The following is a 12,704-nucleotide window of genomic DNA, read 5'->3' on the forward strand; positions in this document are numbered from 1 at the left end:
TTCGGTGGAGGGAGGGGAGGCGGATGGCTGTCACTTCAGCAGGTAGATCGTGGCGAACAGCGCAATCCACACGACGTCGACGAAGTGCCAGTAGTACGACGTCACGACGGCGCCGGCAGCCTGGTTGTGGCTGTAGGTCCGGGTGGTGAAGGTCCGGCCGATGATGAGCAGGAAGGCCAGCAGGCCGCCGGTCACGTGCATCGCGTGGAAGCCGGTGGTCAGGTAGAAGACCGAGCCGTAGGCGTCGGAGGCCAGCGTGACGCCCTCGTGGACCAGCTCGGAGTACTCGAGCACCTGCCCGGAGACGAAGATCGCGCCGAAGATGTAGGTGAGCACGTACCACTCGCGCATGCCCCACGAGCTGACGTTGAACAGCTTGGCGTCGCCCCGGTGGGCCTTGCCGTGCTCGGCCGCGTGCACGCCGAGCTGGCACCACACCGAGGAGATCACGAGGACCAAGGTGTTCACGGTGGCGAACGGGACGTTGAGGATGGTCGTCTTCTCGGCCCAGAGGTCGTGCGAGACACCGCGGATCGTGAAGTACATCGCGAACAGGCCCGCGAAGAACATCAGCTCGCTGGAGAGCCACACGATCGTGCCGACCGACACCATGTTCGGTCGGGTCACGGGACCGTGACCGGGGATCGACCCTACGGGGCCGGGGGTACCTGAATGCACTGCGGATGCTGTCGCCACGTGCGCCATTATTGCCACATCGGCATCGCGGCACACCCTCGACCCCCCGTTGGTCGCCGCCCCTGCGCCGGGAATGTGCGGGGAAGGCGCCGAGAACGTGACGAGAACGTGATGCTGAGCCTGCCGGGACGGTGTCCCGGAGCGCCTGGGGGAGGCCGTCCGGGGCCGGCCCGGGCCCCCGCTAGGATTCACCGCATGACCGCTCCGCACGCGTCCGCAGCCTCGTCCGCATCCTCGACGACGGCCCGTGACGGTTCCGCCGTCCGGCAGATCTCGGTGCTGCTCTACAGCGACGACGTCACCACCCGCGACGCCGTGCGCGTCAACGTCGGCCGCCGCCCGGCCCGCGACGTGGAGGTCGCCTCCTGGCGTGAGTGCGCCACCGCCGCCGCGGTCATCGAGGCGGTCGAGAACGGACACTTCGACGTGCTGGTGCTCGACGGCGAGGCCGCCCCGACCGGTGGCCTGGGCCTGTGCCGGCAGCTGAAGAACGAGATCTACAGCTGCCCCCCGATCCTCGTGCTGACAGGACGCCCGCAGGACGGGTGGCTGGCCACCTGGTCGCAGGCCGACCTCGCCGTGCCTCACCCGCTCGACCCGATCGCCCTCGCCTCCGCGGTCGCCGAGCTCGGGCGCCGCGGGCACGCGGCCACGGCCTGACGTCGATGGGTTCAGCGGCGCCGGCCACCTTCACGTGGCCGGACCTGCTCACCTCGCTGCTCGCAGGCACCGACCTCAGCACCGAGGCCGCTGCCTGGGCCATGGACCAGATCATGTCCGGCGAGGCCTCGCCCGTGCAGCAGGCGGGTTTCCTGGTGGCGCTGCGCGCCAAGGGTGAGAGTGTCGACGAGGTGCGCGGGCTGGCGGACGTGATGATCGCCCACGCACGGCCGATCACGGTGGCCGAGCCGAGCCTCGACATCGTCGGCACCGGCGGCGACCGGGCCCACACGGTCAACATCTCGACGATGGCGTCGATCGTCATCGCCGCGAGCGGCATCAAGGTGGTCAAGCACGGAAACCGGGCGGCGTCCTCGTCGTCCGGATCCGCCGACGTGCTGGAGGCCCTCGGGGTCAACCTCACCTTGACCCCCGACGAGGTCGCCCGCGTCGCCGAGCTCGCGGGCATCACCTTCTGCTTCGCCCAGACGTTCCACCCGTCCATGCGCCATGCGGCCGAGGCGCGGCGTGACCTGGGCATCGGCACCGCGTTCAACCTGCTCGGGCCGCTCACCAACCCGGCGCGACCGACGTATGCCGCGGTCGGCGTCGCCGACACCCGCCTCGCCCCACTGATGGCCGGGGTCTTCGCCGGCCGCAAGAAGGACGCCGCCGTGTTTCGGGGCGACGACGGGCTCGACGAGCTCACCATCAGCACCACGTCCCACGTGTGGTGGGTGCGCGACGGCGAGGTTCGCGAGCACGTGCTGGACCCGCGCGGCCTCGGCCTCGAGCTGCACCCCCTGGAGACGCTGCGCGGCGCCGATGCCGCGCACAACGCCGGGGTGGCGCGGGAGGTGTTCGCCGGCCAGCGGTCGCCCGTGCGCGACGCCGTGGTGCTCAACGCCGGCATCGCGCTGGCCCTCACCGAGCCCGACACCGGCACCACCGACGCCGACTTCCTGGCGGGGGTGCGGCGCGGGATGGACCGCGCCGAGCAGGCCCTCGACTCCGGTGAGGCGCTGCGCCGCCTCGACGCCTGGGCGCGGGCCAGCCAGCGCGACGACCTCTGAGCCTGCGCCCAGCCGCTCAGTGCAAGTGGGCGGCTCAGTGCAGGTGGGCCAGCCAGTGCGCCACCCGCACGGCGTCCCGGCGCCGCCGTTCGTAGCGCGCCCCCAGAGCGAGCAGCAGCGCGCCCGTCAGCCCCAGCGTGAGCCAGCGGGGGAGCCCGACGGCATACGGCGCGACCTGGCTCACCGCCACCACGACGGCAGCGACGGCACCCACCACGACGAGCGCCTGCTGGCGCAGGGCGACCCCGAGGGCGAGCACCGCGGAGGCGGCGACCAGGGTGAGCAGGGGCCGCACCGGGCTCGCGTCGTCGACGGAGGCCAGGGCCGACGGCAGCAGCCCGATGGCCGCGGCGGGCCCGAGGGTCACCCACGACGACAGACCCGGCGTCGTCCACCCCAGCCACAGGCCCGCCGCGAGCGCGAACGCGGCCGCGGGCACGGAGTAGGCCTCCGGCGTCGTGACGCCGGAGTCGGCGGCGAGCACCCACACGGCAGCCGACCAGGCCAGCGCACCCAGCACGACGACGTGACGGCGGTGCAGCAGCACGGCATACGCGACGGCGACCGCTCCCTCGAGGGCGAGCAGCAGCGAGAGGGTGCCCGCCCAGCCGTCCCCGAGTGCCCAGACCTGGGCGGAGGTCACCGTCAGCACGGCTGCCACCTCCAGGGAGACCTCCTCCGGACGACCGCGACGCCAGGCGGCGAGCGAGGCCAGGGCCAGCCCAACCGCTGACAGAGCGGCGACCAGCCACCCGTCGCCCAGCAGCTGGGCCGCCAGCCCGACGCTCGTGGCGCCGGAGAGCGCGGCGACGGCGCTGCCGACCGGCCGGACGTCGACTCGCACCACCGAGAGCACGGTCGCGGCCGCCGCGATCCCCGCCACCGCGACGGTCGCTGCCGTCTGTGAGCTCCAGTGCGCGGCCGCTGCGACGAGCCCGGCCAGGGCGAGCCCGCCCATCGCCAGCACCGCCCACCGGGTGCACGACCACCCCGCGCCGGGCCGTGCAGCGACCACCCCGAACCCGGTCGCCACCACCACCGAGACGGCGGCCGTGGTGGCGGGCCCGGCCTGCCCACCGATCGCGGTCACGGCCGCGGGACCGGCGAGGCCGACGGCGGCGGCGAGCGCAGTGACAGGCCACCAGTCCCACGACAGGGGCGCGGCCACCCAGGCAGCGGCTGCGCTGCCACGGCCGAGCCCGCGGTCACGAGCGCTGAGGACCTCGCGCAGGAGGGCCCAGCCACCGCCGCACAGGACTGCCAGCACCAGCACCGCCTCGGCGTCCGGTCGGGTCAGGCCGTCGAGGTAGAGGTCGTCGAAGGCGGCGGCGACGGCGACCACGAGGCCGAGCAGGAGGTACAGGACCGCGGGCACCACTGCGCCGGAGCGGACCACGCCGAGCCGCGAGGGCAGCCGCACCGCCGCGGCTGCGAAGACGGCGGCCCCGGTCAGGGCGACGGCGGCGAACAGGGCGGGGGGTTCGGTGGCCCAACCCAGGACAGCCGCCCAGGCCGCGGTGGCCGCCACGAGCGCGCCGACCCCGAAGAACGCCACGCGGCGGTCGCGGGCGTGCAGTGCGGCGAGGACCACCGCGACGCCCGTGGCGGTCACGGCCGTGTAGCCCCGCAGGTCGACCTGCTCCAGCCCGGCCAGCCCGAGAGCCCGCGCCGCCGCCACGTCGACCAGCAGCAGGCCGGCGGTGAGCGCTGCGAGCGCCTCGGCGCTGCTGCGCAGCCCCTGCCGTGACAGCCGCAGCGAACCGTATGCCGTCAGGCCGGTGAGCAGCGCCATGGCCAGCACCTGCCCGCCCACCCCGATGAGCTCCCAGGCGACCGCGAGGAAGACGAGCGCGGCGACGAGCACCAGCAGCACGCCCACCCCGAGCAGCACCTGCTGCCCGCTCCACCGCGGGCGGGACGCCGTGCGGACCGGGTGGCCGACCGGCGCCGGGGCAGGCGCTGAGAGGACCGGCCCGCCGAGGCGCTGGGAGCGCAGCGTCGTCAGCAGCTGCTCGCGCTCACGCGTCAGGTCTGCCAGCCTCTGGTCGACCTCCCAGAGCCGACCGGCGAGCGGACCCCGCAGGGGCAGGTGACAGGTGGGGCACTGATCGGACCCCTCGGGTGGAAGCGGGGTCCCGCAGGACGGGCAGGGGACTGCGGGTGTCATCGACGTTCCTCCTGGCTCACGGGCGTCACGCCCTCTGGCAGGAGTGTCGGGCCACCGGGTCTGCCCGGCATGAGGCTTTCTACTCAGATCCCCCGATCGGCCGGGGACCAGGTGCGGCCCTACGCGTCGTCCAGGCCGAGGCTGAACGCTGCCTCGAGGTCGTGGCGGGAGTAGGTGCGGAAGGCGATGTGGGTCGAGGTGCCGGTCACGCCGTCGACCTTGTTGAGCCGGTCGGCGATGACGTCGGCGAGGTCCTCGTGGGCTCGGACCCGCACCATGGCGATGAGGTCGACGTCGCCGGCCACCGAGTAGACCTCGCTCACGCCGTCGAGCTCGGCGATGGCCTGGGCCACCTCGGGGATGCGGTCGACTTCAGCGTTGATGAGGACGATGGCGGAGATCACGGGGCCCACAGTAGTGGGGAGGTGAGCGCGGGTGCTCAGGACGCGGCGACGAACCCGGCCGCCTCGTGTCGCGAGACCGCCTGCGGCTCGAGCTGGGCCCGGGCCGCGCCCGCGCCGCCGACGGGGCAGGTCCACTGCCCCTCGAGGTCGACGAGGCGCACGCCGGGGGTCTCCAGCCAGCGCAGGATCTTCTCCGACTCCTCCGCCGTGGCGGCGGGAGCCGGTGAGGGTGCCGGGCGGACCGCCTCCGCACTGGCGCGCAGGGCCTCGACGTAGGGCATCGGGTCGGCGCCGCGAGGCGCGATGCTGCTGCCGGCCAGGCGGCCGTGGCGGATGCAGACGAGCTCCCACCCGCCGAGGACGGCGGGCCGGGCGGCGACGATCTCGGCGCTGGAGGCCAGCGGGGCGATCCGCTGGGTGCGCGCCATGCCGCGCACCAGCGACAGCAGTCGGTCGCGCAGCATGCCGGCGTCCTCGAACCTCTCCTGCTCGGCGAGCGCCACCATGCGCCCCCGCAGGGCTGTGACGACGTCGCGGCTGTCGCCGCCGAGGGCGGCCGCCGCGCGGGCCGCCACCGCGGCATACGCCTCCACGCTCTGCGCGCCGGTGCACGGCGCTCCGCAGCGGCCCATGTCGGCGAGGGCGCACGCGCTGACCGGCTTGGTGGGGGAGAGCCGCTGCACGCACTGGCGCAGGGGGATGACCTCGTGCACCGCGGCGATCGCCGCCTCGGCGGATGCCCGGTTGGAGAAGGGCCCGACGTAGCGGGCCCCGTCGGCGCGCACCTCGCGCACCATGCTCAGACGCGGGAACGACTCGACGGTGAGCTTGACCCACACCCCTCGCTCGGGGGCCTTGGAGCGGCGGTTGTAGCGCGGCTTGTGCTCGGCGATGAGGCGTAGCTCGCGCACCTCGGCCTCGAGGGTGGTGGCGCAGACCACCGGCGTGACGCTCTCGGCGAGCCGGACCATCTCGGCCATCCGGGTGCGCTGCTCGGAGGCCGTGAAGTAGCTGCGCACGCGGGTGCGGATGTTGACCGACGTGCCGACGTAGAGCACCCGGCCGTTGCCGTCCTTGAACAGGTAGACGCCCGGCGCGGAGGGCAGGTCCTGGGCGAGGTAGCGCTTGCGACGGGTCGCCGGCGACACCCGCGAGGTGTAGCTGCCGAGCTCCTCGAGGGTGTGCACGCCGAGGTTGCCCACCCGGCCGATGAGGGCGTGCAGCACGTCGACGGTGGCGCGGGCGTCGTGCAGCGCCCGGTGGTCGGGCGTGGTGGGGGAGCCGAAGAGGGCTGCCAGCGTCGAGAGCTTGTGGTTGCGGGCCTCGTCGCGGGGCACCAGCTGACGGGCGAGGGTCACGGTGTCGAGCACCTCGAAGCCGGGCCAGCGGTTGCCGGTGCGGGCGGCGGCCGCCTTGAGGAAGGAGATGTCGAAGCCCGCGTTGTGCGCCACCAGCACCGTGCCCCGGGCGAACTCGAGGAAGGCGGGCAGGGCGGTCTCGATGCGCGGGGCCGTCGCGACCATGGAGTCGGTGATGCCGGTGAGCACCTGGATGAACGCCGGGATGGGGGCGCCGGGGTTGACCAGGGACTGGAACTCGCCGAGCACCTCGCCGCCGCGCACCTTGACGGCGCCGATCTCGGTGATCGACGACTCGGCGGGGCTGCCGCCGGTGGTCTCGAGGTCGACGACGACGAACGTGACACCCGAGAGCGGGGTGCCGAGGTCGTCGAACGTGCCCTGGACCATCTGCATGCGCCAGACGGTATGCCGCGGCGCCGACAGCCCGTCGCAGGCGCGCCACGACCGCTCCGGAGAGGGACGGAAGCGGTGCGCGACCGCCGGCGGGGACCGTTGTCGGGCATGTGTCGGGCACTGTGCCGGGCAACGGGCCGGGCACCGTTGTCGGTGGTCGTCCCTACGGTGGTGGGCAGTCACAAGGAAGGGGTGATCACGGTGATCATCGACTGCACGTCCTGCCCGGTCCCCGAGCTCCACTGCGGTGACTGCATGGTGACGGCCCTGCTGGAGCCGCCGGCCGCCGACCTGCCGCTCGACGCCTCGGAGCGCGCTGCGGTGACCCTGTTCGTCGCGTCGGGTCTCGTGAGCCCCGAGGAGGCCGCCGGCCTGCGGGCGCGGCGCGAGCCCTACAGCGGGGTGCGCGCCGTCGGCTGACCCCCACCCGCTGCCTACGATGGCCGCGTGACGACGACGGGCGGCCGCTGCCGCAGCAGGGTGGCCGCCGCCGTGGCGGTCACCGCGCTGGCTGCGAGCGTTCTTGCCGGGTGCACGGGGACCGTCGTCGAGCGCGAGCGCACCACGGCGTCCCCGAGCGCGACCGCGACCTCAGCGGCCGGCACCCCGTCGGTCGACCCGGAGGCCGCCCGCGTCGAGGCGCTCACGCAGCTGCTCGACGAGCGCGCCGCGGCCGTCCTCGCCCATGACCGGGCCCGCTTCACCGCCACCCTCGACGACCCAGGGTCCGGCTTCGGGCTGCGCCAGCTCCAGGTGTTCGACAACCTCGTGCGCCTGCCGCTCGGCACCTTCGCCTACGGCACCCCCGAGGCAGCCGCGGCCCTCGGCACCGACCGGGCCGCAGAGGTCGGCCCCGACGCGTGGGTGGCCCGCGTCGAGGGCCGCTACACCCTCAGGGGCTGGGACCGCCGGCCGCGCACCTACGAGACGCACCTGACCGTGGTCCACCGGCCCGACGGCTGGAGGCTCGCCGACGACTCCGACGGCGGCACGCAGGCGCAGCTGTGGGACCTGCCCGACCTGAAGGTGGTCTCCAGCCGGCGCACGCTCGTGGTGGCCAGCGGGAAGGTGCGCGACCTCGAGAGCTACCTGCGCCTCGGCGACCGTGCGGTGCGGGCCGTCGAGCAGGTCTGGACGCGCCCGTGGGGCGCCAGGCTCGTGGTCGTCGTGCCCGCCACCGCCGCCGAGATGGCCGACCAGCTGGGCCAGTCCACCGGCAGCGTCGAGCAGGTGGCCGCCGTCACGGACGGAGCCCTCGACAGCGACGGCCGGGCGGGGTCGGACCGGGTCGTGGTGAACCCGCAGGCGTTCGCCCGGCTGCAGGCCACCGGACAGCAGGTCGTCCTCAGCCACGAGACGACGCACGTGGCCGTGCGCGCCTCGACCACCAGGCCGGTGCCCCTGTGGCTCTCGGAGGGCCTGGCCGACTACGTCGGCTACCGGGCGGTCGACCTGCCCCGCACCACCATCGCCGCGCCGCTGCTCGAGCGGGTGCGGCACAGGAACGGCCCGCGGGCCCTGCCCACGGAGCGCGACTTCGACCCGTCGACCTCCACCATCGCCCCGAGCTACAACGCCGCCTGGCTGGCGGTCTGCCGCATCGTCGACCAGCACGGGGAGAAGGCGCTGGTCCGGTTCTACCTCAACGCCGCCAGCCGCCCGAGCGCGTCGGCGCCGCCGGGTGACCCGGAGCAGAACACCCGCAAGGCCTTCACCGCCGTCCTCGGCACCACCGAGCCGGCCTTCACGCGTGGGTGGCTGTCCTACCTGCGGAGTCTGGCGCGGACCTGACCGCCGGCCGAGCCGCGAGCGCCAGCGAGACGACGACCAGGGCGCCCGCGAGCCAGAACTGGTTGTAGAACGCCTGCTTGTTCACGAGGTTGGCGACGAGCAGCACCAGGGCCAGCCACCGCAGCACCTCGGCCAGCGGCGGCTGCCGGCGCCACACGACGGCGACCACGGCGCCGAGGGTGCCGAGCACCACGAGCCCGGTGACCCAGAAGGGCAGCGTGACGCCGAAGCTGTTGAGGGCGAGCAGGTAGAGGGTGTTGGCGAACTTCAGCGGCGGGAACGAGACGAGCAGGGTCACGGTGTCGTGCAGGAAGTCCGGCGGACTGGCGAGGAACCACGGCGCGATGAAGAGGCCGGTCAGCGCCCCGGTCGCCAGCGTCCGGCGCACACCGAACGGTCGCCACACGAGCAGCACCGGCAGGAGCACGGCGAGGTGCTGCTTGCTCGCGCAGGCGAGGGCCAGTGGGACCACCGCCCACCACGCCGACCGCTTCGTGCCCCGGTCGACCAGCACGGCCCACCACACCAGCCCGGCGAGCAGCAGCGGCTCGGTCCACGCCTGGTCGAGCTGGGTGAGCGTCCCGGGCGCGAGGAGCAGCAGCGCGACGACCGCCGCGCCCCGCCACCGCGGGCCGGGAAGCGAGGAGTATGCCGCGTGGCCGCGGGGGAGCCGGGTGGCCAGCACCCACGCGCCGGCTGCCGCGACGAGGGTCCACGCCAGCAGCGCCCAGCGCACGTCGCCGGCCAGCCACCTGCCGGGGGCGAGCAGCACGGTGGTGAACGGCAGGTAGGTGAAGGCGTCCTGGATGCCGGGGGAGCCGGTCCAGGTCATGTCGTAGAAGTTCTCGCCGCGGGCCAGGGCGTCGCTGGCCTGCTGCAGGGTGACCCACACGTCGATCTTCGGCGCCGGGTCGCCGACGACCGCGGTGGCGCCGGCCACGGCATACGCGGTCACGCTCGCGACGAGGGCCGGCACGGCCGCCCGCGCCCGGCCCGACCACAGCAGGGCCCCGGCCGCCAGGGCGCCGACCACCAGCGCGGTGGTGGCGACGGCGAGGGCGGTGTCACCGAGGTAGGAGAACAGCGGTACCACGAGGGTGGCGAGCGCGCTGCCGGCCAGCATGCCGGTGACGGCCGGCGGGGTGGGCTCGACCGTGGAGCGGCGCCACTGCCACGCGGCGAGCGCCAGCGCACACGCCGTCAGCACCAGCACGATGGGCACGCGGAAGCGCACCACGCTCCACTGCAGGACCACGAAGTACGCGAGCCAGGCCACCGCGAAGGCGGCGGCCCGGCTCTGCGAGGGGCGGGAGGGCATGGCTAGACCGTAGAGGTCGGCAGGCGAGGTCGCTCCGGTGGCCTCGACGCGTCGGTCAGGCGTAGATGGCCTCGACGTCGTCGTGGAAGTCCTTCAGCACGATGTTGCGCTTGAGCTTCATCGACGGCGTCAGGTAGCCGTTCTCCTCGGTGAAGTCGCCCTCGAGGATGGCGAACTTGCGGATCGACTCGGCCTTGGAGACCGCCTTGTTGGCGTCGTCGACGGCGCGCTGGATCTCGGCGCGGACCACGTCGTTGGTGCGCGCCTGCTCGAGCGTGACGCCCTCGACGCCGTTGTTCTTCGCCCACGCCGGGTACATCTCCGGGTCGAGGGTGACCAGCGCCGCGATGAACGGCTTCTGGTCGCCCACGACGATGCACTGCGAGACCAGCGGGTGGGCGCGGAGCCGGTCCTCGAGGACCGCGGGCGCGACGTTCTTGCCGCCGGCGGTGACGAGCAGCTCCTTCTTGCGGCCGGTGATCCGCAGGTAGCCGTCCTCGTCGAGCTCGCCGATGTCGCCGGTGTGGAACCAGCCGTCCTGGATCGCGGCCGAGGTCGCGTCGTCGTTGTTGTGGTAGCTGGCGAAGACGTTGTTGCCCCGGATCAGCACCTCGCCGTCGTCGGCGATGCGGATGCCGACGCCGGGCAGCGGCGGGCCCACCGTGCCGATCTTCACCCGCTCCGGGATGTTCACGGTCGCGGGCGCGGTGGTCTCGGTGAGCCCGTAGCCCTCGAGCACGGTGACCCCGATGCCACGGAAGAAGTGGCCGAGCCGGGTGCCGAGCGGGGCGCCGCCGGACACGGCATACAGCACCTGGCCGCCCATGGCGGCGCGGAGCTTGCCGTAGACGAGCCGGTCGAAGACCGCGTGCCGCAGCCGCAGGCCCAGCCCGGCGCCGCCGTTGTCGAGGGCGGTCGACCACGCGATGGCGGTGTCGGCCGCGGTGGCGAAGATCTTGCCCTTGCCCTCGGCGGTCGCCTTCTGCTCCGCCGAGTTGTAGATCTTCTCGAACACGCGGGGCACCGACAGGATGAAGGTCGGCTTGAAGTTCGCGAAGTCGGTCAGCAGGTTCTTGATGTCGGCGCTGTGGCCCATCCGGGCCTCGCCGTCGACGCACAGCACCTCGATGAAGCGCGCGAACACGTGGGCCAGCGGGAGGAACAGCAGGGTTGAGGCGCCCTCGCGCCGCACGACCTGCTCGAGGCGTCGAACGGCGTTCTCCGACAGCGCCATGAAGTTGTCGTGGGTCAGCTGGCAGCCCTTGGGCCGGCCCGTGGTGCCCGAGGTGTAGATGATCGTGGCGACCGAGGTGCGGTCGACGCCCTCGCGGGCCGCCTCGAGGGCGGCGTCGTCCACGCCGGCACCGGCCTGCGCCAGTGCGTGGATCCCGCCGGCGTCGACCTGCCAGACGTGCTCGAGCTCGGGGAGGTCGTCACGCACCTCTGCGATGGTGGCCTCGTGGGCAGGGGTCTCGACGACGATTCCCCTGGCCCCGGAGTCCTTGAGGATCCAGAGCACCTGCTCGGCGGAGGAGGTCTCGTAGATGGGGACGGGCACGGCGCCCGCGGTCCAGGCGGCGAAGTCGACGACGGTCCACTCGTAGCGGGTCTTGCACATGATGCCGACCCGGTCACCGGTGCGGACCCCCGCGGCGACCAGGCCCTTGGCCACCGCCCGGACCTCGTCGTGGAACTGTGCGGCCGTCACGTCGACCCAGCGGCCGTCGGCCTTCTTGGAGAAGGCCACACGGTGAGGGTTGCGGGCCGCGTTGCGGGCCGGCAGGTCGGCGAGGCTCCCCTCGGTCGTGGGCTCGACGAGAGGGGGGACGACGTGGTCCTGCACTGGGTCTCCTTCGACGTGGTGGCGGCCTGCACCGCACTGTACCCACCGGTAGGGTCCGGGTGGGAGCCCACGTCCCCGTGTCCCGGGCCAACCCCCCGCCAGCCTCGGCCGGTCCGGCCGCTGCCCCGCGTGGCACCCTGCAGGCATGACAGCCGCCCGCGTCGACATCGTCGACGACACCTACCTGCGCGTCGCTCCGGCCGTCGTGCGCGGCTGGTTCGACGACGAGGAGCGGTTGATGCGGCTGTGGCCCCACCTCCAGCGCACCCTCGTGCGCGACCGGGGGGTCAAGGGGCTGCGCTGGACGGTCGACGGAGCGGTCGTCGGCGAGATGGAGGTGTGGATCGAGCCGTGGTGGGACGGCGTGATCCTGCACCACTATGTGCGGGGCACGCGCGGTCGCGGGGCCCCTGCCGATGTGGCCCGTCGTCACCAGCTGCGCTGGAAGAGAGCGGTCCACGCACTCAAGGACCGCCTCGAGGAGGCCACGCTGTAGCCTTCCGGCCATGGCCGACCGCACAGAGTCCAGCATCGAGATCGCCGCCAAGCCGGGCGAGGTGCTCGACGTCATCGCCGACTTCGAGAGCTACCCGGACTGGGCTGCCGAGGTCAAGCAGGTGACCGTGCTGTCGGAGGAGGGTGACGGCTGGGCCGACCAGGTGCGGTTCACCCTCGACGCCGGGGTCATCAAGGACACCTACGTGCTCGACTACGAGTGGGACATCCGCAAGAACGGCACCGGCGTGCTCTCGTGGCAGCTCATCGAGGGCACGGTCCTCAAGGCGATGAACGGCTCCTACACGCTGACGGCTGCCGCCAAGGAGCTGACCACGGTGACCTACCGGCTCGCGGTCGACGTCAAGGTCCCGATGCTCGGCATGCTCAAGCGCAAGGCGGAGAAGGTCATCATCGACACCGCCCTGAAGGAGCTCAAGAAGCGCGTCGAGGGCTGAGGCGCCGGGTACCAGGCTCGTCGCCACCGGCTCCCATCGACCACC

The 12,704-nt window shown here is 73.3% G+C and carries 12 protein-coding genes; 6 read left to right on the forward strand and 6 right to left on the reverse strand.

Annotation, left to right across the window (positions count from 1 at the left end; all coding sequences use genetic code 11):
* Window positions 1-30: 30 nt before the first annotated feature.
* Window positions 31-705: an aa3-type cytochrome oxidase subunit III gene (ctaE, locus tag BMW78_RS03905; RefSeq protein ID WP_091756675.1), complete on the reverse strand. Its 675-nt coding sequence runs from the start codon at window positions 703-705 to the stop codon at window positions 31-33.
* 186 nt (window positions 706-891) lie between these two features.
* Here ctaE and BMW78_RS03910 point away from each other — a divergent pair, with 186 nt between their 5' ends.
* Together BMW78_RS03910 and trpD are read left to right on the forward strand one after the other, a co-directional pair.
* Window positions 892-1,356, forward strand: a complete 465-nt coding sequence (locus BMW78_RS03910) for a response regulator transcription factor (protein ID WP_091756677.1) — start codon at window positions 892-894, stop codon at window positions 1,354-1,356.
* Between the two features lie 5 nt (window positions 1,357-1,361).
* A complete protein-coding gene (gene trpD / locus BMW78_RS03915) occupies window positions 1,362-2,429 on the forward strand; it encodes an anthranilate phosphoribosyltransferase (protein WP_091756679.1) in 1,068 nt (355 codons plus the stop codon).
* A gap of 34 nt (window positions 2,430-2,463) precedes the next feature.
* Here trpD and BMW78_RS03920 read toward each other — a convergent pair whose 3' ends face one another.
* The 3 genes from BMW78_RS03920 to BMW78_RS03930 all read right to left on the reverse strand — a co-directional run bounded on the left by BMW78_RS03920 (window position 2,464) and on the right by BMW78_RS03930 (window position 6,754).
* On the reverse strand, window positions 2,464-4,596 hold the full coding sequence (locus BMW78_RS03920) for a zinc ribbon domain-containing protein (RefSeq protein WP_091756681.1): 2,133 nt from the start codon (window positions 4,594-4,596) through the stop codon (window positions 2,464-2,466).
* A gap of 119 nt (window positions 4,597-4,715) precedes the next feature.
* On the reverse strand, window positions 4,716-5,000 hold the full coding sequence (locus BMW78_RS03925) for an Lrp/AsnC family transcriptional regulator (protein WP_091756682.1): 285 nt from the start codon (window positions 4,998-5,000) through the stop codon (window positions 4,716-4,718).
* 35 nt (window positions 5,001-5,035) lie between these two features.
* Window positions 5,036-6,754: a DEDD exonuclease domain-containing protein gene (locus tag BMW78_RS03930; protein WP_091756684.1), complete on the reverse strand. Its 1,719-nt coding sequence runs from the start codon at window positions 6,752-6,754 to the stop codon at window positions 5,036-5,038.
* Between the two features lie 192 nt (window positions 6,755-6,946).
* Between BMW78_RS03930 and BMW78_RS03935 the strand changes: the two genes are divergently transcribed.
* Together BMW78_RS03935 and BMW78_RS03940 are read left to right on the forward strand one after the other, a co-directional pair.
* On the forward strand, window positions 6,947-7,174 hold the full coding sequence (locus BMW78_RS03935; RefSeq protein WP_091756686.1) for a hypothetical protein: 228 nt from the start codon (window positions 6,947-6,949) through the stop codon (window positions 7,172-7,174).
* A gap of 27 nt (window positions 7,175-7,201) precedes the next feature.
* Window positions 7,202-8,545: a hypothetical protein gene (locus BMW78_RS03940; protein WP_143056135.1), complete on the forward strand. Its 1,344-nt coding sequence runs from the start codon at window positions 7,202-7,204 to the stop codon at window positions 8,543-8,545.
* Here BMW78_RS03940 and BMW78_RS03945 read toward each other — a convergent pair.
* Window positions 8,499-9,863, reverse strand: coding sequence for a glycosyltransferase 87 family protein (locus tag BMW78_RS03945; RefSeq protein ID WP_091756691.1), 1,365 nt, complete (start codon window positions 9,861-9,863; stop codon window positions 8,499-8,501). The genes BMW78_RS03940 and BMW78_RS03945 overlap by 47 nt on opposite strands.
* 55 nt (window positions 9,864-9,918) lie before the next feature.
* Entirely contained in the window at window positions 9,919-11,706 is a 1,788-nt protein-coding gene (locus BMW78_RS03950) for an AMP-dependent synthetase/ligase (RefSeq protein WP_091756693.1), read from the reverse strand.
* 145 nt (window positions 11,707-11,851) lie between these two features.
* Here BMW78_RS03950 and BMW78_RS03955 point away from each other — a divergent pair, with 145 nt between their 5' ends.
* Together BMW78_RS03955 and BMW78_RS03960 are read left to right on the forward strand one after the other, a co-directional pair.
* The gene (locus BMW78_RS03955; RefSeq protein WP_091756695.1) at window positions 11,852-12,202 is read left to right on the forward strand and encodes a hypothetical protein; all 351 of its coding nucleotides are present in this window, start codon (window positions 11,852-11,854) and stop codon (window positions 12,200-12,202) included.
* Between the two features lie 10 nt (window positions 12,203-12,212).
* Window positions 12,213-12,659, forward strand: coding sequence for an SRPBCC family protein (locus BMW78_RS03960; RefSeq protein ID WP_091756697.1), 447 nt, complete (start codon window positions 12,213-12,215; stop codon window positions 12,657-12,659).
* Window positions 12,660-12,704: the final 45 nt, after the last annotated feature.

This window comes from Pedococcus cremeus (assembly GCF_900111375.1).
GTDB classification, from domain to species: Bacteria; Actinomycetota; Actinomycetes; order Actinomycetales; family Dermatophilaceae; genus Pedococcus_A; species Pedococcus_A cremeus.

Bases quoted from the DNA above. Each gene is read 5' to 3' on its own strand.
- BMW78_RS03955 (WP_091756695.1), top strand. From the start codon at position 11,852: ATGACAGCCGCCCGCGTCGACATCGTCGACGACACCTACCTGCGCGTC.
- BMW78_RS03910 (WP_091756677.1), top strand. From the start codon at position 892: ATGACCGCTCCGCACGCGTCCGCAGCCTCGTCCGCATCCTCGACGACG.
- BMW78_RS03920 (WP_091756681.1), bottom strand. From the start codon at position 4,596: ATGACACCCGCAGTCCCCTGCCCGTCCTGCGGGACCCCGCTTCCACCC.
- ctaE (WP_091756675.1), bottom strand. From the start codon at position 705: ATGGCGCACGTGGCGACAGCATCCGCAGTGCATTCAGGTACCCCCGGC.
- BMW78_RS03930 (WP_091756684.1), bottom strand. From the start codon at position 6,754: ATGCAGATGGTCCAGGGCACGTTCGACGACCTCGGCACCCCGCTCTCG.
- BMW78_RS03945 (WP_091756691.1), bottom strand. From the start codon at position 9,863: ATGCCCTCCCGCCCCTCGCAGAGCCGGGCCGCCGCCTTCGCGGTGGCC.
- BMW78_RS03960 (WP_091756697.1), top strand. From the start codon at position 12,213: ATGGCCGACCGCACAGAGTCCAGCATCGAGATCGCCGCCAAGCCGGGC.
- trpD (WP_091756679.1), top strand. From the start codon at position 1,362: ATGGGTTCAGCGGCGCCGGCCACCTTCACGTGGCCGGACCTGCTCACC.